We start from the raw sequence: 21,302 nt of genomic DNA, 5'->3' as shown, positions 1-21,302 counted from the left end.
ATGTCGCCAGTTGATGCCAAATCGGTCGAAGCGCGCTGCGTGCGCCTCAAGGCCAAGGCCGAAAACGCCGCCGCGCTTGCGCCGGTGGTCGAGCGTCACGTGCTAACGCGCGGTTCGAACGATCTCCTGATCGAGGTGAAGGCCGCCGCCGTAAATCCCTCCGATGTGAAGGCCGCAACCGGGCTGATGCCCTATGCCGTGTTCCCGCGCACGCCGGGCCGCGACTATTCCGGCATTGTCATCGACGGGCCAGCCGGCACCGTCGGCCGCGAGGTGTTTGGCTCCTCCGGCGATCTCGGCATCCGCCGCGACGGCACCCATGCCAGCCATTTCGTCGTCGAGGCCGATGCCGTGGTGGAAAAGCCGAAGAAGGTGTCATGGGAGGAGGCAGCCGGCATCGGTGTGCCCTTCGTCACCGCGATGGAAGGCTTTCGCCGCGCCGGCGTGCCGAAGAGCGGTGAGACCGTGCTGGTGTTCGGCGTCAACGGCAAGGTCGGCCAGGCCGCGGTGCAGATCGCGACATGGCAGGGCGCGAATGTCATCGGTGTGGTGCGCAGGGCCGAACCTTACGAAGGCCACAGCAACGCACCGATCGAGGTGATCGATGCCTCCGCGACGGACGTCGCAGCGCGCGTGCGCGCATTAAGTGGCGGCAAGGGCGCCGACATTGTCTTCAACACGGTGGGCGATCCCTATTTCCAGGCAGCGCACAAGTCGCTCGCCTTGCGCGGTCGCCAGATCCTGATTGCCGCGATCGACCGTATCGTGCAGTTCAACATCCTCGAATTTTATCGTGGCCAGCACACCTATGTCGGCATTGACACGCTCGGCCTGTCCTCAGTCGCAACTGGCGCGGTGCTGCGCGACCTGGGTGCGGGCTTTGCGAGCGGCCAGCTGAAACCGTTTCCGATCAAGGCGAATGCCGTCTATCCGCTTGAGCGTGCCAGGGAGGCCTATGTCGCCGTCGCCGGCTCATCGCGGGATAGGATAATTCTGCGGCCATGAAGTTCGTCATTGCGAGCGCAGCGAAGCAATCCAGCGGCTTTCCGCAGTGGCAGTCTGGATTGCTTCGCTGCGCTCGCAATGACCGAGAATGGCGAGAGGTCTGAGAATAATCGATGGAATCCTCCCAACTCGTCATCCTCGCCGGCCTCGGCATCGGTCTCGTTTACGGCGCCGTGGGTTTGCTCAGCGGCTTCTGCCTGATGAGCAGCATGCGCGGCTGGCTGGCCGAGGGAGATGGACGGCTGGTGCGGACCTATGCGCTGGCAATCGCGGTGGCGATCGCCGCGAGCCAATTCCTCGCCGGCAATGGCATGGTCGATCTCGGCAAGACGATCTACCTGCAACAATCGTTCTCGGCGCCGGTTCTATTCCTCGGCGGCCTGCTGTTCGGTTACGGCATGGTGCTGTCGAACGGCTGCGGCTCACGCGCGCTGGTGCTGCTCGGCCGCGGCAATCTCCGCTCGTTCGTCGTTGTGATCGTGCTCGCCATCGCCGCCCAGATGACACTCAAGGGCCTGATCGCGCCGGCGCGCATCGCGCTGGTTCAGGTCTCGCAAACCACGGTCAGCGTGAATTCGCTGCCGTCCCTGCTAGCGATGCTCGGTCTGACGGAAGCGGTTTCGCACGCGCTGGCCGCTGCCGTGATGGTCGTCGCGTTGATCCTGTTCGCCTTCACGCATCCGGCGTTCCGCCGCTCGCCCGGTCAGATCGTCGCGGGCATCATCGTGGGCCTGCTCGTCGCCGGCGGCTGGTACGTCACCGGCTATCTCGGTGCCGACGACTTCAATCCCATCCCGGTGACCTCGCTTACCTTCATCGCGCCGATCGCCGATAGCCTGCAATACGCCATGCTCTCGACCGGCCTGACGCTGAACTTCGGCATTGCGACGGTCGCCGGCGTCTTCTCCGGCAGCCTGGTCACCGCGCTTGCCACGGGCCGCTTCAAGCTCGAAGGCTATTCCTCGCCAAGCCACATGCTGCGCTCGGGGAGCGGCGCCGCGCTGATGGGCATTGGCGGCGTGATGGCATTCGGCTGTTCGATCGGGCAAGGGCTCACCGGCGTGTCGACGCTCGCACTGGGCTCGTTCGTCGCGCTCGCAGGCATCATGCTCGGAACCACGGCAGGCCTGCGCGGCGTGCTCCGGGTTCAGCCGCTCGCTGTGGCCTGACTTCGCAGGAACCGGTCGCCTAGCGTCGCAAGGCCGATGCCGCTGACGATCAGCCCGGCCGCGAGAGCGAGACTCACGTCGATGGGCTCACCGAGCAGGATCGCGGCGCTGGCAATGCCGACGAGCGGCGTTCCCGTGGTGCCGAGCGCCGTCGTCAGCGCCGAGATGCTCTTGTTGACCATCGACATCGCCCAATAGGCCAGCGCTGTCCCGATCAAGCCGGAATATAGAAACAACAAGACGAGTCTCCACGACCATTCCGCATGCGGCAGGCCATCCGTGACCAATGCTGACCCCGTCAGCACGATCGTCGCGACGAGCACCTGCCAGATCAGGAGTTGGAGGGGCGATGCGATCCAGCGGTGCGCGCGGATGTAGATGATGTTCGCGGCCCAGCAGATCGCGGCGAGGATCACCATGCCGGCGCCGGCCAGGACGTTGACATTCGCCCAGTCGATCGATGTCGGGTTCAGGATCACGACGAGCCCGACCAATCCGAGCAGGGCGCCGGCGAGCTTCGGCGCGGTCAGCATATCCTTGCCGAGCAGCGGCGCGGCGATCGCAACCCAGAGCGGCGTGGTGTAGCCGAGCACGATGGCCTTGCTCGCGGGCAGGAAGCGCACACCGGCCGCCACCAGGACCGAGAACAGCGTCATGTGCAGCAGCGCCACGCTCAGGACGACAGGAATGTCGCGCCGCTCCGGGATCACCAGGTTCTTAGTCAGTCCGAGGATCACGAACAATCCAGCCAGCGCGATCCAGCTGCGGATCGCTGAGGTCCACAATGGCGGAAGGACCTGGACGAGCTGCTTCGTGACCGACCAGTTCACGCCCCAGGCCAGCACGACGATGAGGAACAGGCCGATGGCGGCGCGGGGGGACAGGGAGTTCATCGCAAGGTCCTTGAAGCAGTCCAGTCCGGTGGATAGCATTTCGTCTGGCTCCTGAAAAAGTACCAGATCGGAAAGGAATAAGGTGCCAGTCTCGGAAAGTATGATCTCTGCCCTGATCGATCTGAGGCGGGTCGACGGCGAAAGGCTTGTGGTGCAACTGACAGGCCAGCTTCGAAGCCTGATCGCGACCGGACGTCTCGGCAAAGGCCGCGCATTGCCGTCGAGCCGACGGCTTGCAAGCGATCTCGGCGTTTCGCGCAACACCGTCACTTATGCGTTCGAGCAGCTTGCCGCCGAAGGATACCTCGAAGCGTCGCACGGTCGCCGTCCGGTGGTCACGTTTGACGGCAGCGAACGGGTCCAAGGTCCGCGCGTTGTCACGTCGCGCCTGGGTCCTCGCAATCCGCGGCTCTCGCCCTGGGCTTCGAGGCTCAAGCAGACCGACTGGCCGATGTCCTATCAGGCGCCGCTAAAACCGCTGCGTCCGGGGCATGGAGATTTCCGGGAATTTCCAAACGATGTTTGGGCCCGCTGCCTGCGCCGCAGCATCGTGCGTGCGGCCAAACGTGATCTCGGACTGGTGAACCGAACGCGCCTGCGCGAGGCGCTGGCGCATTATCTGGCGACCAGCAGGGGCGTCCGCGCCACGGCGGAGCAGATCCTGATCTTGCCGAGCGCGCAGGCCGTCCTGACCTTGATTGCGGCGGCGCTCATCACGCCCGGTGACGAGGTCTGGGTCGAGAACCCCGGTTACCCCGGCGCCACGGCTGCCTTCCGGGCGTCCGGCGCGCGCGTGACCGGCATCGGTCTCGATGGACAAGGCATGCAGCGAATGCCGGGGCTGCCGCCTCCGACGCTGATCTTCATGACTCCCTCGCACCAGCATCCAACCGGACGGCTGATGTCGCTTTCCCGCCGCACCGAGTTCCTTGGGCCGAGCAGGCCCGACAAGGCATGGATCGTCGAAGACGACTACGATGGCGAATTTCACTATGACAGCCGGCCGGTGCCGGCCTTGCAGGGGCTCGATGCCCATGGTCGCGTGTTCTATGTCGGAACGTTTTCGAAGGCGATGACGTCGGATATCCGGCTCGGTTATCTCGTTGCGCCGCCGGCGCTGGCCGGCACCTTGGAGATTGCGCAGCGGCACATCGGCCTGATCGCCGCCAGCCACATTCAGGAGGCGCTCGCCGAGTTCATTGTCGACGGCCATTTCCTCGCGCATCTGCGCAGGATGCGCCGACTCTATCACGCGCGCCGCGATCACCTCGTCGAGGGACTTCAGCGCCATCTGGGCGAGGTGCTCTCGGTCGAAGTGCCCTCCGGCGGCATCCAGCTTGTGGCTCGCCTCAAGCACGGGCGCGCCGATCAGGCGGCGGTCAAGCGGCTGATCGACGCCGGCGTTGAAGCGCGGGCATTGTCCAGCCTGTCGCTGGGCCGGCCGCGTGACCATGGCTTGCTGCTCGGCTTTGCGGCTTGGCGAGAGAGCGAAATCAATGCGGCATTGCGGACGATGGCATCGTGCTTCTAAAGCAGCATGGCTTTACGTTGAATCGATTGTCGCGGGTCGTTCACCTCTCCCGCTTGCGGGAGAGGTCGGCGCGAAGCGCCGGGAGAGGGCTTTCTCCTCTTGGGCACTGTCCCACTGAGGATACACCCTCTCCCCAGCCCTCTCCCGCAAGCGGGAGAGGGAGTGCACTTCCGTCGTTGCCGCGATAAAGCCTCATCCCATCGTGCTTCTAGCGATCGCGCGCTAATCCGTGGCCTTCGTCACGATGCGGATCTCCGACGTCAGCGTCCGGTGCACCGGACACTTGTCCGCGATCTCCATCAGCTTCTTGCGCTGCTCGGCATCGAGCACGCCGTCGATCGTGATGTCGCGTTCGATCTGGTCGAGCATGCCCTCGCGCGTGTCGCACTCTGCACAGTCCTTGGCGTAGATCTTGGAGTGCTTCAGCCTGACGGTGACGCGGTCGAGCGGCAGCGACTTGCGGTCGGCATAGAGGCGCATGGTCATAGAGGTGCAGGCGCCCAAGCCGGCAAGCAGGAAATCGTAGGGCCCGGGGCCTGCATCTTCGCCGCCGGCAGCGATCGGCTCGTCCGCCACAAGCCGATGCGGGCCGACGGTGATGATCTGGTTGAACTTGCTCTTGCGGGTCTCCTGCACCACGACCTGACGCGGCGCCTCGGGGAGGTCCATCGCCTTCGCAGGCTGCGCCGCGTCGATGTAGCGGTTCGCCCAGGCCGCGATCACGTCGGCCGCGTAGAGCGCGTCGGCGGGCTTGCTCAGCAGATGATCGGCGTGATCGAGCGAGACGAAGCTCTTGGGGTGCCTGGCGGCAACGAAGATCTTGGTGGCGTTGTCGATCCCGACGGTGTCGTCGACCGGTGAGTGCATCACCAGCAGCGCTTTGTGCAGGCCGGTGATATCCCTCATCAGCTCGTGCTCGGCGATGTCCTCGAGAAATTCGCGCTTGATCCGGAACGGGCGTCCCGCAAGCGAGACCTCGACCTCGCCCTGCGCGCGGATGTCGTCGAGATGCTCCCTAAAGAGGCCGGTCACGTGCGCCGGGTCGGAGGGGGCCGCGATGGTCGCAACCGCCCTGGCTTCCGGGATCTTCCCGGCGGCCGCAAGGATTGCGGCGCCGCCGAGGCTATGCCCAATCAGGATCGACGGCGCCCTGCGGACGCTGCGCAGATGATCGGCGGCGCGCACGAGATCGGCGACGTTGGAGGAAAACGTCGAATTGGCAAAATCGCCCTCGCTCGAGCCGAGCCCGGTGAAGTCGAAGCGCAGCACCGCGATGCCCTTGGCGGCGAGCGCGACCGCGATGCGCTTGGCCGCCAGCGTATCCTTGCCGCAGGTGAAGCAGTGTGCGAACAGCGCGTAGGCCGCGGGCTCGCCGTCTGGCAACTCCAGCGCGGCCGCCAACTGATGGCCGCCTTCGCCCGTGAATTGAAAGCGTTCCGTCGGCATGGGCTTCCCCTTGTTGCTGCTTGAAGTCTAGTCGCCTGAATAGCGCTGCTCGGCCCAGGGATCGCCGCGGTTATGATAGCCGCGGACCTCCCAGAAGCCCGGCGCGTCCTCGGTCAGGAATTCGATGGCCTGCAGCCATTTCGCGCTCTTCCAGAAATAGAGATGCGGCACGACCAGCCGCACCGGGCCGCCATGCTCCTCCGTCAGCGGCTGGCCGGACCAGCTATGGGCGAGCAGCGCATCCTCGGCGGCAAAGTCTTCCAGTGCGAGGTTGGTGGTGTAGCCGTCATAGGAATGCAGCGCCACGAAGCGTGCATCCTCGCGCGGTTGGCAGGTCGCGAGCAGCTCGCGCGTGGCGAGCCCTTCCCAGTCGTTGTCATATCGCGACCAGGTCGTCACGCAATGGATGTCGGAGGTGAACCGGGCCTGCTTCTGCGCCGCGAACTCCGCAAAGGTCCAGAACACGGGGCTCTCGACCGCGCCGTAGACGTCGAGCCGCCAGCGCTCGCGCGAGATTGGCGGCACGACGCCGAGGTCGAGCACCGGCCAGTCCTTGGTGAGATGCTGGCCCGGCGGCAGGCGCTGGTCTTCCGGTCGTGCGATCTTGCCCGTGAGGAAGCGGCCTTCGCGCGCCCACTTTTCCTTGGTGCGGGTCAGCTTGCTGTCGGGCGGCTCGTTGTCGTCAGACATGGCCAACTCTTGCCGATGCCTCGATCCGCCGCTTGGCATTGGCGACGTCGAAATGCTCGGAGGTCGGTTGGGTTGCCTGCTCAGTCACGTCCGGCCTCTCCGCTGTCTGGAAAGGCTTACATCGCCTTTCCGAGCAAAAATGGCAACTGGCGGGGGCCTCGCACCGTGCCTTGCGACCAGGTCACCGTGCCTGCCGGATCGAGCCGGAAGTCCGGAATGCGCTTCAACCATTCCTCCAGCGCAACCTGCATCTCCATACGCGCCAGGTTGGAACCGACGCAGCGATGGATGCCGAGGCCGAAGGCGGCGTGGCGATTTTCGCGGCGGTCGATCACGACTTTGTCAGCATCCGGAAACATCTTCGGATCGCGGTTGGCGGCCGGGAAGGACAACAGCACCATGTTGTTCGCCTTGACGGGGCAGCCCGAAATCGTGGTGTCCTTGACGACCTCACGGGCCATCGTCACAGGCGAATAGGCGCGCAACAATTCCTCCACCGCGGTCGGGATCAGTGCGGGTTCGGCGATCAGCCGCTCGCGGTCGGCCGGCGTCTTCGCCAGATGCCAAAGTGAGGACCCGATCGCGCTCCAGGTGGTGTCGATGCCTGCGATCAGAAGCAGGCGCAGCGAGCCAAGCACGTGGGAATCTTCGAGCGGGTTGCCCTCCTTATCCCTGGCGTTCATCAGGTAGGAGATGAGATCGTCGGTCGGCTTGTTCTTGCGCTCCTCGATATGCGCGCCGAAATAGGCGCTCATCTCCTGCACGGCCTGGAGCAGCTTGGTCTCGTCCTTGATGCCGAGTTCGAGGATCATGTGAATCCAGTTGATGAAGAGATCGCTGTCGCTCTCGGGGATGCCCAGCATGTGAGCGATGGCTCGAACCGGGATGTACTTGCTGTAGCGCGCTGCGGCATCGACCTTGCCGTCGGCGATGAACCCGTCGATCAGCTCGTTGCAGATCGCGCGCATCCGCGGTTCCAGCTTCTTCATCGCATCCGGCGTGAACGGCGGCAGCAGGAGCTGCTTGGCCGGCTTGTGCACGGGCGGATCGGACGTGATCGGCGGGGCGGCGTTCCTGCTGGTGATCTCCGGCCGCACGTCGCGCACGATGATTCGGCGCGAGGAGAAATGTTCGGTGTCGTTGGCGATCTCGCGCACGGCTTCATAGGTCGTCGGCATGTAGCAGCCGAGGAAGCGCTCGGTGTGCACGACCGGGCTTGCGCCGCGCATCTCCTCCCAGATCGGGAACGGGTCTTCCGTCCATTGCGGATCGGTGTGGTCGAAATCGTTGACCCAGTCGATGACGGGCGGATGGGCGACAGGCTGGCTGACGTCGGACATCTCGAGAATCCCTTGGCTCGTGTTCGCTGATAGGATGCAAGCGGCGGAGGCCGCGCTACTCCTCGATCACATCGATTGCGATTTCCGGGCAATTGGATTTGGCAAGCCAGGCCTTGTCTTCGAGGCCCGGCGGGACAATGCCGTCGCCGGCTTCGTGCGCGTTGCCAAATTCGTCGAGCTCGAAAAGTTCCGGCGCGAGTGCCTTGCAGCGCGCGTGGCCCTGGCATTTGTCGGGATCGACGTGAACCCTCAGTCGCTCGGTCATGGCGGCATCCTCGGTGCGTATGCGCGGGCCGCGAGAGGCGGCGCGCGTTCCTCATCTGAATCTTATCTAAGTTATAGTATATTACATTCGCGACAGGCTTCCCCTGTCAAGCGCAAACTTATAGGCTCTGCCGCAACATGCGCTCACAACTCCCCCGCAAGCCCGCGAACACCTACCACCATGGGGATCTTCGCGATGCTTTGATCAGGGCCGCGCTGCGCGAGGCGGAGCAGGGCGGCGCCGAGGCGATCAGCATCAAGGGGCTGGCGAAACAGCTCGGCGTCTCGCAGCCGGCGCCATATCGGCACTTTGCCGATCGCGAGGCGCTGCTTGCGGCGGTGACGGCGGAGGCGTTCCGGCAGCTCAGCGCGACACTGCGCGATGCGATGGCCAAGCCGTCGAAGCAATCGAAGCTGTCGCGGCTGGCACAGGCCACTCTTGATTTCGGCCTGCGCCGTAACGGCATCTACCGCCTGATGTTCGCATCGCGCACCGTCTCATGCGCGGCCAAGGGCAGCGAGCTGCACCAGGCCACGCGCGAGACGTTTGGGCTCGTGATCGAAGCGCTGGAAGCGCCTGCCGTCGGCTATTTGCGCGAGCGGCAAGCGCTCAAGATCTGGGCGGCGCTGCACGGCGTCGTCATGCTGGCCGAGCAGGGTTTGTTCACAGGCGAGGCCGCCCATGCCACGCGCGAGGAACTGGTCGAGGATTTCGTCAACGAGACGAAGGCCGCGCTCGCGGTCGCGATCAAGGACGCGCGGCGTCGAAAGGCGACTGGGACCTAAGCCTTCACTCTCAACAGCGTCATCAGTTTGTCGACGGCGCTGTCGGGCGTGGTCACGACAGGACGACCAGTGGCTTCTGCGACCAGCGGTGCCGTTGCCGCGATGCTGAACTGCGCCAGCGCGATGACGTCGCAATCGCGCAGGTCCTTTGACGCTTCGACGATCAGCCGGTCGTGCGTGGCGCGATCGCCGCGGTCGAGCGCCGCCAGCGCGCCCTCGGCGAGTTTCGGAACCACCTGGACCGAGGCCGGAAACTCCGGCGGCATCGAAGCCAGCGTCGGCGGAAAGGTGGAGAGCAGGCCGATGCGCCTGCCCATCGTCACCGCGCGCTCGATCATCGCCTCGTTGGGCTTGAGCACCGGCATCGGCGCCTGCGCGCGCGCGACCGCCTCGATGCAGGGGCCGAAGGCCGAGCAGGTGAACAGAATCCCATTCGCGCCGGTCGCCGCCGCATAATCGCCGAGTGCCAGGAAGCGCTCGGTCATGGCGTCGTTGAGCTTGCCGTCGCGCGCCAGATCCGCCGACAAGCTGTCGTCGAGCAGGTTCATCAGTCGCGCCGCCGGCCACGCGGCCGCGAACGCCGCCTCGATCGGGGCGATGGAGTGCTTGAGGGCGTGGATCAGGGTGATGCGAGGGGGCGTCGTCATTGAAGTGACTACCTGACAGGTCTCGTGCCCCGGACGCTGCGTAATGCGAAGTATTGCGCTGCAGAGCCGGGACACGAGGACTGTTTACTTGAACGGCACGGCGTACATCAAGCCGCCCTTGCTCCAGAGGCCGTTGAGGCCGCGATCGAGCTTGAGCGGGCTCGCCTTGCCGACATTGCGCTCGTAGATCTCGCCGTAATTGCCGGTGGCCTTGATCGCGGCGACCAGCCATTTGTTGTCGAGCCCGAGCCGGGAGCCGAGATCGCCGGAGGCGCCGAGCAGACGCTGGATCGCAGGCGTTTGCGACTTCGTCATCTCCTCGACATTGCCTTGCGTGACGCCGAGCTCCTCGGCCTCGATCAGGCCGTAATGCAGCCAGGTGATGATGTCGCTCCAGACCTCGTCGCCGTTGCGGGTGAAGGGCCCGAGCGGCTCCTTGCTGATGGTCTGCGGCAGCACGACGTAATCGGCGGGGTTCGGCGCCGCGGTGGTCACGGCGCCGGCGAGCGCGGAGGCGTCCTGGGTCATCGCATCGCAGCGGCCGCCGAAGAAGGTCTGGTACATGGTGTCGACGCGGTCGAACACCAGCGGCTTCCAGTCGATGCCGTTGGCGCGGCCGTAATCGCCGAGCGTGACTTCGTGCGTGGTGCCCTGCGCGACGCAAACGGTGGCGCCTTTGAGGTCCTTGATGTCCTTGACGCCCAGATCCTTCTTCACGACGAAGCCCTGGCCGTCATAGAAGTTGATCGGGCCTTGCCGCAAGCCCAGCGTCACGCCACGCAGATAGGTCTGCGTCGAGTTGCGGTAGAGCACGTCGATCTCGCCCGACTGCAGGGCGGTGAAGCGATTCTGCGCGGTCAGCGAAACGTAACGCACCTTGCTGGCGTCGCCGAGCACGCCGGCCGCGAGCGCGCGGCAATAATCGACGTCGAGACCTTTGTAATTGCCTTGCGAGTCCGGCGCGGAGAAACCGGCAAAGCCGGCGCTGACGCCGCACACCAGCGTGCCGCGGCTCTTCACCGTGTCGAGCGTCGCGGCCGACGCGACAATTGTCGATGCAGCGATCACACTCGCCGCGATAACCACTATCCTCATGATGCTACTCCCCTCAATGATTGGCACTACGCAACACGTTGTCGACGGCCGAGCCGAGCTTGTCGACGATCAGGTCGATCTCGTCGGCCGAGGCGATATAGGGCGGCGCCAGCAACACGTGGTCGCCGCGCACGCCGTCCACGGTGCCCCCGCCCGGATAGCAGCCGAGCCCATTGGCGAAGGCTTCCGCCTTGATCTTCTGATGGAGCTTGAGCGCGGGATCGAACGAGGCGCGGCTGGCGCGATCGGCGACCAGCTCGATCGCCCAGAACAGGCCGCGGCCCCTGATGTCGCCGACATGCCGGTGATTGCCGAAGCGCTCGGTCAGCCGCTGCTCGAGCTGCCGGCCGCGCTCCTTGACGCAGTCGAGCAAGCCATCTTCGCGGATCACCTCCTGCACCGCGAGTGCGGCCGCGCAGGCGAGGGGATGTGCCAGATAGGTGTGGCCGTGCTGGAAGGCGCCCGAGCCGGCGCGGATGGTGTCGATGACCTTGCCGCTGGCGAGCATCGCTCCGATTGGCTGGTAGCCGCCGCCGAGCCCCTTTGCGATGGCCTGGATATCCGGCGCGATGCCTTCCTGCTCCCAGGCATGCATGGTGCCGGTGCGGCCCATGCCGCACATGACCTCGTCGAGGATGAGCAGCGCGCCGTGCCGGTCGCAGATCTCGCGCATCGCCCTGAAGTAGCCGTCCGGGGCCGTCACGGCGCCGGCGGTGGCGCCGACGACCGGCTCGGCGAGGAATGCCGCGACGGTCTCAGGGCCAAGCCGCTGGAACTCGGACTCCAACTCGGCCGCGAGCCGTGCCACGAACTGCGCATCGGATTCACTGTCGTGCTTCTCGTGATAGGCAAAGGCCGGTGTCACGTGGCTGAAGGCTCCGGAGAGCAGCGGCGCGTAGGGCGCACGCCGCCAGGCATTGCCGCCGGCGGCGAGCGCACCGAGCGTGTTGCCGTGGTAGCTCTGACGCCGCGCGATGAAATGCTGCCGCTGTGGCTCGCCGCGTTCGAGGAAATATTGCCGCGCCAGCTTGATGCTCGCTTCGATCGCCTCGGACCCGCCGCTGACGAAATAGGCGTAAGCGAGACCGCCGGGCTCGTGCCCGACCAGCGTCTCCGCGAGGGCTTCGGCGGGCTCGGACGAGAAGAAGGCGGTGTGCGCATAGGCCAGGGTCGAGGCCTGCTTCGCCATCGCCGCGATCACGCGGGGATGCTGATGGCCGAGGCACGAGACGGCCGCGCCGCCGGAAGCGTCGATCACACGCCGCCCGTCCTCGGCGAAGAGATAGATGCCTTCGCCGCCGATCGCCTTGGGCGGCGTCTCGCGCAACGAGCGGTGCAGCACGCGGCTGGTGCGGGCGGCCATGGGTCAACCTTTCTCTGAAACGTAGGTGGAGGCGGCGGCGAGGCGCGCCTCGGTATTCTCGAGGCGCTTCTTGGCGGCGGCGCCGCCGAGCGAGAACGTCACTGCGGCCAGCGACTGCGCGATCGCGATCGCGCCGGTGAGGCTGGGGAAGAAGCCGGGAGAGGAGGCCGCTTCGAACAGCAACACGTGATCGGCGCCTTCCGCCATCGGTGCCGAGAGGCTGTCCGCGATCGCGATCAGCATTGCGCCAGCGCGATGAGCGGCTTGCGCGACGCGGACGCTCGCATGGGTATAGGGCAGGAAGCCGATGACGATGACGGCCTCGCCGGGCCGGAACGCGCCGAGATCGAGATCGTCAGGGCCGGAGACGCCAACGATTTGCACCTGCTCGGGTCGGAATAGCCGCAGCTCGTAGTTCAAGAGCTCCGCAACGCTGCGGCAGCTCCGGTAACCCGCGATCCAGATCCGCTTGGCCTCGTGCAGCGCGCGGGCCGCCTCTGCGATCGGTCGGGCCGGAATCCGCGGAAGGCCGGCGGCCTCCGCCTCGAGCTTGTCGGTGACGAGCGCGACATCGGCGTTCGGGCCAGGCCTGCGGCTTCTGGCGCGGCCGGAGAAGGGCGAGGTCTGCGACGGTCGCCGTGCCTCGGTCAGCGCCGCTCGCAATTCGTCCCAGCCGGAATAGCCGATCGCCTTGGCGAGGCGCGTGAAGGCGGCGGGGTCGGCGCCGGCCTCTGCCGCGAGGTCGCGCATCGAACGGGTGGTGGCATCGTAATCGTTGGCGGCGACGAAGCGTCCGACCTCCTGCAGCCGCATCGGGAGCGATGGCAATGCAATGCGCAGTTCGCTCAACGGCGAGGATTTCGCGGGCTCAGCCATGAAACATTTGTTGCATGGATTTTGGATCGGTGCAACAGTTGACGTGCGCTGCCGGAAATCGTCGCTATCGAGAAGGATTTTTGCGCTGTGACCACCGACGCCCGGAGACCGCCGCCGCGCCGCCTGTTCGGCGCATGGGGACGCCGCGAGCTGCAAGGCCTGTTCTGGCAGGTGCTGGTGGTCGGGATCGCGGTCGCGGTCATCGGCTTCCTCTGGTCCAACACCGTCACCAACCTCTCGGCTCGCCGCATCACGACCGGCTTTGCCTTCCTCGGCCGCGAGGCCGGCATGCCGATCGCCGACAGCTTGTTCGCCTATAATCCCAAAGACACGTATCTCTGGGCCTTCGTCGTCGGCGTCGGCAACACCTTACGCGTTGCCGTGATCGGGATCGTGCTCGCGACCGTCCTCGGCACGCTGATCGGCATCTCGCGCTTGTCGGCCAACTGGCTGCTGTCGCGCCTCGCCGCCGTCTATGTCGAAACGCTCCGCGACATCCCGCTGCTGCTCCAGCTCCTGTTCTGGTACGTGCTGATGCAGGCGCTGCCGGCCGCCCGCGCGGCATGGCGGCCTGTCGAAGGCGTGTTCCTTTCCAATCGTGGCCTGATCCTGCCGGCAATTCCGATTGGCCCGCCGCAGCTTTGGGTACTCGGCGCTGCTGTGCTCGGATGTGCCGGGTTCTATCTCATCAGGAGGCGGCTGATCGCGCAGCAGATGCGCGACGGCAGGCCGCGGCCGGCCTGGCCGTTTGCGCTCGGCCTTATCATCGTGCTGCCGGCAGCCCTCTCGCAGGTGGTTGGCGTGCCCTGGACGATCGAGTGGCCCCAATTGCGGGGCTTCAATTTCGTCGGCGGGCTGACGCTCGCCCCGGAATATTTCGCGCTGCTGATCGCGCTCGTGACTTACACCTCGGCCTTCATTGCCGAGATCGTGCGCAGCGGCATCCAGTCCGTGCCGCGCGGGCAATGGGATGCCGCCAACGCGCTTGGCCTGCGCCGCAGTTTCATGCTGCGCCAGATCATCCTGCCGCAGGCGCTGCGCGTGATCGTGCCGCCGATGACGAGCCAATATCTCAACCTGACCAAGAATTCCTCGCTCGCGGTCGCGATCGGCTACCAGGACGTGGTCTCGGTCGCCAACACCACGCTGAACCAGACCGGCCAGGCGATCGAGGCCATCGCGCTGATCATGGCGGTGTTTCTGACGATCAGCCTTTCCATCAGCTTCTTCATGAACTGGTACAACGCGCGCATCGCACTGGTGGAGCGCTGATCATGACCGTGATCGCCGACATTCCGGACGCACCGCGCGCCGCCCGCCGTCCGCAGAGCGGAAACCCCGTGCTGCGCTGGCTGCGCGCCAATCTGTTCTCATCGATCCCGAATGGCATTCTCTCGGTCGTGCTGCTCGCGATTCTCGCCAAGGGCATCTTCAGCTTCGTGCAGTGGGGTATCGCGAATGCAGTGTGGCTGACGCCTGCAAACGATTCCAGTGCCTGCCGGGCGGCGCGAGGCGTCGGCGCCTGTTGGGCGATCATTCCCGAAAAGTATCGCTTCATCCTGTTCGGCACCTATCCGTTCGACGAACAGTGGCGGCCGGCGCTAGCCGTGCTGCTGTTCATTGCACTGTTCTATCTCTCGACCCGCCGCGCTTTGTGGCGGCGCGAACTCGTCTTGCTCTGGATCGGAGCGCTCGCGCTGATCAGCGTGTTGATGTGGGGCGGAGTGCTCGGGCTGTCCTTCGTCTCGCAAGATCGCTGGGGCGGATTGCCGGTCACGCTGATCCTTGCGACCTTCGGCCTCGCATTCGGCTTTCCGCTCGGTATCCTCGTCGCGCTCGGCCGACGCTCGAAGCTGCCGGCGATCCGCTCCCTCAGCGTGCTCTATGTCGAGCTGATCCGCGGCGTGCCGTTGGTCAGCCTGCTGTTCATGGCGAGCGTTATGTTCCCGCTGTTCATGCCTAGCGGATTCAACATCGACAAGCTGTTGCGCGCGCAGATCGCGATCATCCTGTTTGCGGGCGCCTATCTCGCCGAGGTCATCCGCGGCGGGCTTCAGGCCGTGCCGCGCGGGCAGTACGAGGCAGCGGACGCGCTCGGGCTGTCCTACTGGCGCAAGAACCGGCTGATCATCCTGCCGCAGGCGATCCGCCACGTCATCCCGCCGCTGGTCAACACCTTCATCGCCTTCTTCAAGGACACCAGCCTCGTCCTCATCATCGGCATCTTCGACCTGCTGACGACGGCGAAGACCGCGATCATCGATCCGGCGTGGCAACAATTCTCGGTCGAGGTCTATATCTTCGTCGCCGCGATCTATTTCGTGTTCTGCTTCGCGATGTCGCGCTACAGCCGCGGTCTGGAAGCGACGAGGGGAAGGTGAGAGTTTCGTGTCCCGGACAAGGTGCGGCGCGTCAGCGCTGCGCCGCCGAGCCGGGACCCAGGGACGCACGGCAAGTCCTCGGCGAGATGGGCCCCGGCCCTGCAGTGCACCGCCGAAGAGGCGCTGCGCTGCGTCCGGGGCATCAGCTACTTGCTCGCTTTCGGATCGATCGGCGTCGTGCCGCGCAGGCCCAGAATATCCTCCAGCACCTTCGCGCCGGCGAGCACGTCCGCATCGCCCCTGGGCGCGCCGACCACCTGAACGCCGACCGGCAAGCCGGACGCCGTAAAGCCGCATGGCAGCGACAGCGAGGGGCAGCAGGCGAGCGTGATGGCGTAGACGATGCCGAGCCATTCGACATAGTTGTCGAACCTCTTGCCGGCGCATTCGGCGACATAGCGGTGCTCGATCGGGAAAGGCGGCACGATCGTGGTGGGTGTCAGCAGCAAATCGTAGGTCTTGAAGAATTCGACCGCGCGTGCGGTCATGCCGACGCGCTGGGCCTCGGCGCGCTCGAGCTGCTCGACCGTGAGCTTGAGGCCTTCCTCGATGTTCCAGATCACCTCGGGCTTGAGCAGGTCGCGCTTGGTTCTCAGCAATTGCGCCTTGCTGATCGCGAAATCGAATGCGCGCAGCACGTGGAAGCACTCGTGCGCCTCGCGCCAGTCCGGATGGGCTTCCTCGACGATCGCGCCGGCCTCGGCAAAGCGTTCCGCCGCCTTGCGCGTGATCGCCTTCACCTCGGCATCGACAGGCGTGATGCCGAGATCGGGCGAATAGGCGATGCGCTTCGGCTTCCTGCCTGACTGTGCCGCCGACAGGAACGAGGTCGCGGGCGCTGGCAGCGACAGCGGATCGGCGGCATAGTCGCCGCTCATGGCATCCAGCAGCAGCGCGAGATCCTCGACGTTGCGCGCCATCGGGCCCTGCACGCCGAGATTGCGATCGATGCCCGCCTTCGGCGTATGCGCGACCCGGCCGATGCTCGGCCGCATGCCGACGATGCCGCAGAAGGCCGCCGGACTGCGCAAAGATCCGCCCATGTCGGAGCCCTGCGCCAGCCAGGCCATGCCGGTCGCCAGCGCCACCGCCGCACCGCCGGAAGAGCCCGCCGCGGATTTCGTCGTATCCCAGGGATTGAGCGTCGCTCCGAACACCTCGTTGAAGGTGTTGGCGCCGGCGCCGAATTCCGGCGTGTTGGATTTGGCGTAGACGACCCCGCCGTTGGCCTCGAGGTTCTCGACCATCAGGTCGGACTTGGCGGGAATATTGTCCTTGAAGATCGGCGAGCCCTGCGTGTTCAAGACGCCTGCAACGTCGGTCAGATCCTTGATCGGCACGGGCAGGCCCGCGAGCAGCCCCCGCGCGCCGGCGGGCTTGCGCATCAAGGCCTTGGCGCTGTCCCGCGCGCGATCGAAACAGAGTGTCGGCAGTGCATTGACCTTGCCGTCGACTTCACTGATGCGCTTCTGCAGGACGTCGAGCAGTTCGAGCGGCGAGACGTCGCCGGAGCGCAGCTTGTCGACGACGGCGCACGCGGTTTCGCGGATCAGATCTTGAGACAATTATTTTACTCCTAAGCCCATTCTCGGTTCGCAATGACGAGGATAGAGTTAACCCCAGCCTGCGCTGATGCCGCCGTCCACCGTATAGATCACCCCAGACGTGTATCCGGCGCGGTCCGACGCCAGGAATGCCATGAGGTCGCCGATCTCGCGCGCATGCGCGGGGCGACCGAGCGGCAGGCTCTTCTGGAATTCCTTGTAGCGGCTCTCGTCGCCGAACTGGTGCTTGGCCCGCGTCTTCAGCAGCGTGACGTGGCGATCGGTGCCGACGGGGCCCGGATTGATGCCGACCACGCGGATGTTGTCGGCGAGGCTTTTGCCCCCGAGCGCGCGGGTGAAAGCCATCAGCGCGGCATTGCCGGCGCTGCCGCAGATGTAGTTGGCGTCGAACTTCCCGCCGGCCGCGCCAATGTCGTTGACGATGACGCCGCCGCCTTTGGCCTTCATCTGCGCGTAGATATGGCGCGTGAGGTTGATATAGCCGAACACCTTCAATTCCCAGGCGTGACGCCAGGTCGCCTCGTCAATCTTGTCGATCGAGCCGCCGGGGATGTCGCCGGCATTGTTGACGAGCACGTCGACGTCGGCGGCTTCTTTCGCCAGCCGCGCCACGTCCTCTTCCTTGCGCAGATCGACGATGCTCGTTGCAGCATCGATCTGGTGCGCGGAACGCAAGCGCTCGGCCAGCGCCTTGAGCTGGTCGCCGCTGCGGGCGGCGAGCAGGAGATGTGCGCCTTCCTCGGCGAACGCCTCGGCCGCGGCGGCGCCAATGCCCTTGGACGCGCCCGTGATCAGGACGCGCTTGCCACGCAGATGCAGATCCATGAGGGTACTCGCAGGATAGGAACAGGATCAAATCAGTAGGCGCTCGGCCGCGCCACGGTCAACATTGCAGTGCAGCGTTGCACTGCCGACGCGTTTGGTCCATTGCAGTGCGGTCAAAAAGGCGGCGGCTGCCGGACCAAAGAGGGACGTTCTCAATGAGCAAGAAACAATACCGGATCGCGGTCATTCCCGGCGACGGCATCGGCAAGGAAGTGATGCCCGAGGGCCTGCGTGTCCTGGAGGCGGCGGCGAAGAAGCATGGCGTCGCCCTGCATTTCGACCATTTCGACTTCTCGTCCTGGGACTATTACGAGAAGCACGGCCAGATGATGCCCGATGACTGGAAGGAAAAGATCGGCAAGCACGATGCGATCTATTTCGGCGCGGTCGGCTGGCCAGCCAAGATTCCGGACCACGTCTCGCTGTGGGGCTCCCTGATCAAATTCCGCAGGGAGTTCGACCAGTATGTCAACCTGCGCCCGGTGCGGCTGATGCCCGGGGTGCCGTCGCCGCTGGCGGGCCGCAAACCCGGCGACATCGATTTCTGGGTGGTGCGCGAGAACACCGAAGGTGAATATTCCTCCGTCGGCGGCCGCATGTTCCCGGACACTGATCGCGAGTTCGTGACGCAGCAGACGGTGATGACCCGCATCGGCGTCGACCGCATCCTGAAATTCGCCTTCGAGCTCGCGCAGTCGCGGCCGAAAAAGCACCTGACCTCGGCGACCAAGTCCAACGGCATCTCCATCACCATGCCCTATTGGGATGAGCGCGTGGAGGCGATGGCCAAGAAATTCCCCGGCGTGAAGTGGGACAAGTACCACATCGACATCTTGACTGCGAATTTCGTGCTGCATCCGGACTGGTTCGACGTCGTGGTCGGCTCCAATCTGTTCGGCGACATCCTGTCCGACCTCGGTCCGGCCTGCACCGGCACGATCGGCATCGCGCCGTCAGGCAACATCAATCCCGAAGGTAATTTCCCCTCGGTGTTCGAGCCGGTGCACGGCTCGGCGCCTGATATCGCCGGCCAGGGCATCGCCAACCCGATCGGCGCGATCTGGTCGGGCGCGATGATGCTCGAACATCTCGGCGAAAAGGAAGCCGGCAAGTCGATCGTCGAGGCGATCGAGCGCACGCTGGCCGAACGCACGCTGCGCACCAAGGATCTCGGCGGCAATGCCGACACCACGGCCTGCGGCAAAGCCGTCGCGGATATGGTGGATTGAGGCGGGGCGCTTGATGAAGGCTCGCTCCGGCGTTGCAACAAACTCCCCTGTCGTCCCTGCGAAAGCAGGGACCCATAACCCCAGGGAGAGGTTGTTGCCCGAGCTGGTAACCGCGAGTCTTCGCCAGACCACGTCCTTATGGGTCCCGGATCTGCGCTGCGCTTGTCCGGGACGACACCGTTATGGTGTTCAACCCGCGATCTTCTCGATCGCCGCCTGATCGAGCCCGAACTTCTTCCCGGCCTCCAGAATCTCCTGCCAAGTGGTCGGGTCGACCGGAATGCCTTCGGCAAGGCGCTTCTTCTTGGTCTCGCGCTCTGGCTCGCCGGCGATCTTGACCTTGTCGACGCCGGAGGCGGGCGGCGAGCCCGTGTGCCAGGCCACAAAACTCTCGACCTCACGTGCGAGATTCTCGCCGGTGCCGAGCTTGTCCGGGTCGATGACGATCGAGAGCATGCCGTTGAGGACGTTGTACTTGCCGTCGGACGGACCCTTGACCACCTGGCCACCGGAGAGTGCGCCGCCGAGGATTTCGCACACCAGCGCGAGCCCCGAACCCTTGTGCTCGCCGAACGGGAGGATGGCGCCGTACGGCGGGATCACGGTGTAGCGCGGATTGACCGTGGGCTTGCCTTCATCGTCGATGATGGTGCCGGGCTCCAGCTCGACGCCCTTGTTGTGGGCGACGCGGGTCTTGCCCTGCGCGATCCTGCTGGTGGCGAAGTCGAGCACGATCGGGTCCTTGTCCCGGCGCGGAATGCCGACGCAGAACGGGTTGGTGCCGTGGCGCGCATCGCTGCCGCCCCAGGGCGCTACGATCGGACGCGATATCACGTTGACGAAGTGGATCGAGACCAGGTCGTGGTCGATGCACTGCTCGGCCCAATGGCCGATGCGGCCGATGTGATGCGAATTGGAGAGGCCGACGAGGCACACGCCGTTGCGCTTGGCACGCTCCGCCGCCAGCTCCATCGCTTCATGGCCGATCACCTGGCCATAGCCGGTGAGGCCATCGAGAGTGAGGAGCGGGCCGGTGTCGAGCACGATCTTGACGTGCTGGTTTACGGCGAGGCCGCCGTTGGTGACGCTCTGGACGTAGCGCGGGATCATGCCGACGCCGTGCGAGTCGTGTCCCTTCAGATTGGCCTCGACAAGATTGGTGGACACGAGCTCGGCCTCGCGGTCCGAGGAGCCGCCGGCCTTGACGATGGCGTGGATGGCATTGGTGAGCGGCTCTGCCTTGATAGTGCGGTAATCGGCCATTGTTGTTGCTCTTATCCCTTCACGATCCGGCGGCAATGGACCCATGCGGCTTCAATCAGGTTCTCGCTCGCTTCGGGCGTACGGAACGCCGAATGCGCCGAGAGCGTCACGTTCGGAATCTTCGTCAGCGGATGATCGCCGGGCAGGGGCTCGGTGTTGAAGACGTCGAGGCCGGCATGACGGATATGGCCCGACTTCAGCGCCTCGATCATGGCGGCTTCGTCGACGATCGCGGCGCGGGCGGTGTTGATGAGGATGACACCGCGCTTCATCGCAAAGATCTTCTCGCGCGTGATCATGCCGCGCGTTTCGTCGTTGAGCAGCAGATGCAGCGACACCACGTCGCTTTTCGCTAGCACCGTGTTGAGATCGGTGAAGTCGACGCTCGGATGGCTCTTCGGCGAGCGGTTCCAGGCGATTACTTTCATGCCGCTGCCGGACGCAATGCGCGCGACCTCCGCGGCGATGCCGCCAAAGCCGATCAGCCCGAGCGTCTTGCCGGTGAGCTGCATGCCGTCCTCGCGCAGCCAGTTGCCGGCGCGCATCTCGCGATCCATCATCGCGATGACGCGGGCCGAGGCCCACATCAGCGCGATCGCGGATTCGGCGACCGCGGTGTCGCCATAGCCCTTGATCAGATGCACGGAAATGCCGAGCTGGCTAAGCTCATCCGGGTTCATGTAGCTGCGCGCACCGGTGCCGAGGAACACGACGTGCTTGAGGCCGGCGCATTCCTTCGCGACCTCGGTCGGCAGCGCGGTATGGTCGACGATCGCGATTTCGGCGCCGTCGAGAATATCAGGATATTCCTCCGGCTTGATATCGGGGTTCCGGTGAATTCGCACCTTGGGATCGCCGGGCCTCGTTAGCCGCTCCATGATCACGGCCAAGGTTTCATTGGCGTCGACGAAAACTCCGCGCATGGCTCTCTCCG

Annotated in this window: 20 protein-coding genes; 7 read left to right on the top strand and 13 right to left on the bottom strand. The window is 65.2% G+C overall.

All coding sequences use genetic code 11. From position 1 onward, the window contains the following. Together UNPA324_RS13925 and UNPA324_RS13915 are read left to right on the top strand one after the other, a co-directional pair. A complete protein-coding gene (locus tag UNPA324_RS13925; protein ID WP_128916988.1) occupies positions 1 to 1,005 on the top strand; it encodes a quinone oxidoreductase family protein in 1,005 nt (334 codons plus the stop codon). A 113-nt stretch (positions 1,006 to 1,118) separates the two neighbouring features. Further along, a complete protein-coding gene (locus tag UNPA324_RS13915) occupies positions 1,119 to 2,174 on the top strand; it encodes a YeeE/YedE family protein (protein ID WP_128916990.1) in 1,056 nt (351 codons plus the stop codon). On the opposite strand, the gene UNPA324_RS13910 is transcribed toward UNPA324_RS13915, so the two are convergent. Then, on the bottom strand, positions 2,153 to 3,067 hold the full coding sequence (locus UNPA324_RS13910; protein WP_141934915.1) for a DMT family transporter: 915 nt from the start codon (positions 3,065 to 3,067) through the stop codon (positions 2,153 to 2,155). The genes UNPA324_RS13915 and UNPA324_RS13910 overlap by 22 nt on opposite strands. Before the next feature lie 100 nt (positions 3,068 to 3,167). Here UNPA324_RS13910 and pdxR point away from each other — a divergent pair, with 100 nt between their 5' ends. Beyond that, the gene (pdxR, locus tag UNPA324_RS13905; RefSeq protein WP_181769391.1) at positions 3,168 to 4,598 is read left to right on the top strand and encodes a MocR-like pyridoxine biosynthesis transcription factor PdxR; all 1,431 of its coding nucleotides are present in this window, start codon (positions 3,168 to 3,170) and stop codon (positions 4,596 to 4,598) included. A 222-nt stretch (positions 4,599 to 4,820) separates the two neighbouring features. Here pdxR and UNPA324_RS13900 read toward each other — a convergent pair whose 3' ends face one another. The 4 genes from UNPA324_RS13900 to UNPA324_RS13885 form a co-directional block, all read right to left on the bottom strand. Next, a complete protein-coding gene (locus tag UNPA324_RS13900; protein WP_128916992.1) occupies positions 4,821 to 6,044 on the bottom strand; it encodes a bifunctional alpha/beta hydrolase/OsmC family protein in 1,224 nt (407 codons plus the stop codon). Between the two features lie 27 nt (positions 6,045 to 6,071). Then, positions 6,072 to 6,734, bottom strand: coding sequence for a sulfite oxidase-like oxidoreductase (locus UNPA324_RS13895; protein ID WP_141934913.1), 663 nt, complete (start codon positions 6,732 to 6,734; stop codon positions 6,072 to 6,074). Positions 6,735 to 6,850: 116 nt separating this feature from the next. Beyond that, positions 6,851 to 8,074: a cytochrome P450 gene (locus UNPA324_RS13890; protein ID WP_141934912.1), complete on the bottom strand. Its 1,224-nt coding sequence runs from the start codon at positions 8,072 to 8,074 to the stop codon at positions 6,851 to 6,853. Between the two features lie 55 nt (positions 8,075 to 8,129). After that, the gene (locus UNPA324_RS13885) at positions 8,130 to 8,339 is read right to left on the bottom strand and encodes a ferredoxin (RefSeq protein WP_128916995.1); all 210 of its coding nucleotides are present in this window, start codon (positions 8,337 to 8,339) and stop codon (positions 8,130 to 8,132) included. Positions 8,340 to 8,476: 137 nt separating this feature from the next. Here UNPA324_RS13885 and UNPA324_RS13880 point away from each other — a divergent pair, with 137 nt between their 5' ends. After that, positions 8,477 to 9,124, top strand: coding sequence for a TetR/AcrR family transcriptional regulator (locus UNPA324_RS13880; protein WP_141934911.1), 648 nt, complete (start codon positions 8,477 to 8,479; stop codon positions 9,122 to 9,124). On the opposite strand, the gene UNPA324_RS13875 is transcribed toward UNPA324_RS13880, so the two are convergent. The 4 genes from UNPA324_RS13875 to UNPA324_RS13860 form a co-directional block, all read right to left on the bottom strand. Beyond that, on the bottom strand, positions 9,121 to 9,771 hold the full coding sequence (locus tag UNPA324_RS13875) for an aspartate/glutamate racemase family protein (protein ID WP_141934910.1): 651 nt from the start codon (positions 9,769 to 9,771) through the stop codon (positions 9,121 to 9,123). The two genes, UNPA324_RS13880 and UNPA324_RS13875, sit on opposite strands and share 4 nt — an antisense overlap. Before the next feature lie 84 nt (positions 9,772 to 9,855). Then, a complete protein-coding gene (locus UNPA324_RS13870) occupies positions 9,856 to 10,869 on the bottom strand; it encodes an amino acid ABC transporter substrate-binding protein (protein WP_128917185.1) in 1,014 nt (337 codons plus the stop codon). 10 nt (positions 10,870 to 10,879) lie between these two features. After that, complete coding sequence (locus UNPA324_RS13865; RefSeq protein WP_141934909.1) at positions 10,880 to 12,229, bottom strand: aspartate aminotransferase family protein; 1,350 nt, start codon at positions 12,227 to 12,229, stop codon at positions 10,880 to 10,882. Positions 12,230 to 12,232: 3 nt separating this feature from the next. Then, positions 12,233 to 13,105, bottom strand: coding sequence for a MurR/RpiR family transcriptional regulator (locus UNPA324_RS13860; RefSeq protein ID WP_141934908.1), 873 nt, complete (start codon positions 13,103 to 13,105; stop codon positions 12,233 to 12,235). Positions 13,106 to 13,192: 87 nt separating this feature from the next. Here UNPA324_RS13860 and UNPA324_RS13855 point away from each other — a divergent pair, with 87 nt between their 5' ends. Beyond that, positions 13,193 to 14,377 carry an amino acid ABC transporter permease gene (locus UNPA324_RS13855; protein ID WP_141934907.1) on the top strand — a complete coding sequence of 395 codons (1,185 nt, stop codon included), beginning with the start codon at positions 13,193 to 13,195 and terminating at the stop codon, positions 14,375 to 14,377. 2 nt (positions 14,378 to 14,379) lie between these two features. Beyond that, a complete protein-coding gene (locus UNPA324_RS13850) occupies positions 14,380 to 15,486 on the top strand; it encodes an amino acid ABC transporter permease (protein ID WP_141934906.1) in 1,107 nt (368 codons plus the stop codon). 146 nt (positions 15,487 to 15,632) lie between these two features. Here the strand turns inward: UNPA324_RS13850 and UNPA324_RS13845 are convergent, their stop codons facing one another. Beyond that, positions 15,633 to 17,051: an amidase gene (locus UNPA324_RS13845; RefSeq protein WP_141934905.1), complete on the bottom strand. Its 1,419-nt coding sequence runs from the start codon at positions 17,049 to 17,051 to the stop codon at positions 15,633 to 15,635. Between the two features lie 48 nt (positions 17,052 to 17,099). Beyond that, positions 17,100 to 17,876 carry an SDR family oxidoreductase gene (locus UNPA324_RS13840; RefSeq protein ID WP_141934904.1) on the bottom strand — a complete coding sequence of 259 codons (777 nt, stop codon included), beginning with the start codon at positions 17,874 to 17,876 and terminating at the stop codon, positions 17,100 to 17,102. A 155-nt stretch (positions 17,877 to 18,031) separates the two neighbouring features. On the opposite strand from UNPA324_RS13840, the gene UNPA324_RS13835 reads away from it, so the two are divergent. Beyond that, the gene (locus tag UNPA324_RS13835) at positions 18,032 to 19,105 is read left to right on the top strand and encodes a tartrate dehydrogenase (protein WP_128917004.1); all 1,074 of its coding nucleotides are present in this window, start codon (positions 18,032 to 18,034) and stop codon (positions 19,103 to 19,105) included. A 189-nt stretch (positions 19,106 to 19,294) separates the two neighbouring features. Here UNPA324_RS13835 and UNPA324_RS13830 read toward each other — a convergent pair whose 3' ends face one another. Both UNPA324_RS13830 and UNPA324_RS13825 read right to left on the bottom strand, forming a co-directional pair. Then, positions 19,295 to 20,368 carry a malate/lactate/ureidoglycolate dehydrogenase gene (locus tag UNPA324_RS13830; protein WP_128917005.1) on the bottom strand — a complete coding sequence of 358 codons (1,074 nt, stop codon included), beginning with the start codon at positions 20,366 to 20,368 and terminating at the stop codon, positions 19,295 to 19,297. Positions 20,369 to 20,379: 11 nt separating this feature from the next. After that, on the bottom strand, positions 20,380 to 21,291 hold the full coding sequence (locus UNPA324_RS13825) for an NAD(P)-dependent oxidoreductase (RefSeq protein ID WP_128917006.1): 912 nt from the start codon (positions 21,289 to 21,291) through the stop codon (positions 20,380 to 20,382). Between the last annotated feature and the right edge of the window lie 11 nt (positions 21,292 to 21,302).

This window comes from Bradyrhizobium sp. UNPA324 (assembly GCF_006658635.1).
Lineage (GTDB): Bacteria > Pseudomonadota > Alphaproteobacteria > Rhizobiales > Xanthobacteraceae > Bradyrhizobium > Bradyrhizobium nanningense.
This window is presented reverse-complemented; position numbering and strand designations above follow the sequence as displayed.

Excerpts from the sequence above, each read along its gene's own strand:
- UNPA324_RS13925 (WP_128916988.1), top strand. The coding sequence starts at position 1 with ATGTCGCCAGTTGATGCCAAATCGGTCGAAGCGCGCTGCGTGCGCCTC.
- UNPA324_RS13915 (WP_128916990.1), top strand. The coding sequence starts at position 1,119 with ATGGAATCCTCCCAACTCGTCATCCTCGCCGGCCTCGGCATCGGTCTC.
- UNPA324_RS13910 (WP_141934915.1), bottom strand. The coding sequence starts at position 3,067 with ATGAACTCCCTGTCCCCCCGCGCCGCCATCGGCCTGTTCCTCATCGTC.
- pdxR (WP_181769391.1), top strand. The coding sequence starts at position 3,168 with ATGATCTCTGCCCTGATCGATCTGAGGCGGGTCGACGGCGAAAGGCTT.
- UNPA324_RS13900 (WP_128916992.1), bottom strand. The coding sequence starts at position 6,044 with ATGCCGACGGAACGCTTTCAATTCACGGGCGAAGGCGGCCATCAGTTG.
- UNPA324_RS13895 (WP_141934913.1), bottom strand. The coding sequence starts at position 6,734 with ATGTCTGACGACAACGAGCCGCCCGACAGCAAGCTGACCCGCACCAAG.
- UNPA324_RS13890 (WP_141934912.1), bottom strand. The coding sequence starts at position 8,074 with ATGTCCGACGTCAGCCAGCCTGTCGCCCATCCGCCCGTCATCGACTGG.
- UNPA324_RS13885 (WP_128916995.1), bottom strand. The coding sequence starts at position 8,339 with ATGACCGAGCGACTGAGGGTTCACGTCGATCCCGACAAATGCCAGGGC.
- UNPA324_RS13880 (WP_141934911.1), top strand. The coding sequence starts at position 8,477 with ATGCGCTCACAACTCCCCCGCAAGCCCGCGAACACCTACCACCATGGG.
- UNPA324_RS13875 (WP_141934910.1), bottom strand. The coding sequence starts at position 9,771 with ATGACGACGCCCCCTCGCATCACCCTGATCCACGCCCTCAAGCACTCC.
- UNPA324_RS13865 (WP_141934909.1), bottom strand. The coding sequence starts at position 12,229 with ATGGCCGCCCGCACCAGCCGCGTGCTGCACCGCTCGTTGCGCGAGACG.
- UNPA324_RS13860 (WP_141934908.1), bottom strand. The coding sequence starts at position 13,105 with ATGGCTGAGCCCGCGAAATCCTCGCCGTTGAGCGAACTGCGCATTGCA.
- UNPA324_RS13850 (WP_141934906.1), top strand. The coding sequence starts at position 14,380 with ATGACCGTGATCGCCGACATTCCGGACGCACCGCGCGCCGCCCGCCGT.
- UNPA324_RS13840 (WP_141934904.1), bottom strand. The coding sequence starts at position 17,876 with ATGGATCTGCATCTGCGTGGCAAGCGCGTCCTGATCACGGGCGCGTCC.
- UNPA324_RS13835 (WP_128917004.1), top strand. The coding sequence starts at position 18,032 with ATGAGCAAGAAACAATACCGGATCGCGGTCATTCCCGGCGACGGCATC.
- UNPA324_RS13830 (WP_128917005.1), bottom strand. The coding sequence starts at position 20,368 with ATGGCCGATTACCGCACTATCAAGGCAGAGCCGCTCACCAATGCCATC.
- UNPA324_RS13825 (WP_128917006.1), bottom strand. The coding sequence starts at position 21,291 with ATGCGCGGAGTTTTCGTCGACGCCAATGAAACCTTGGCCGTGATCATG.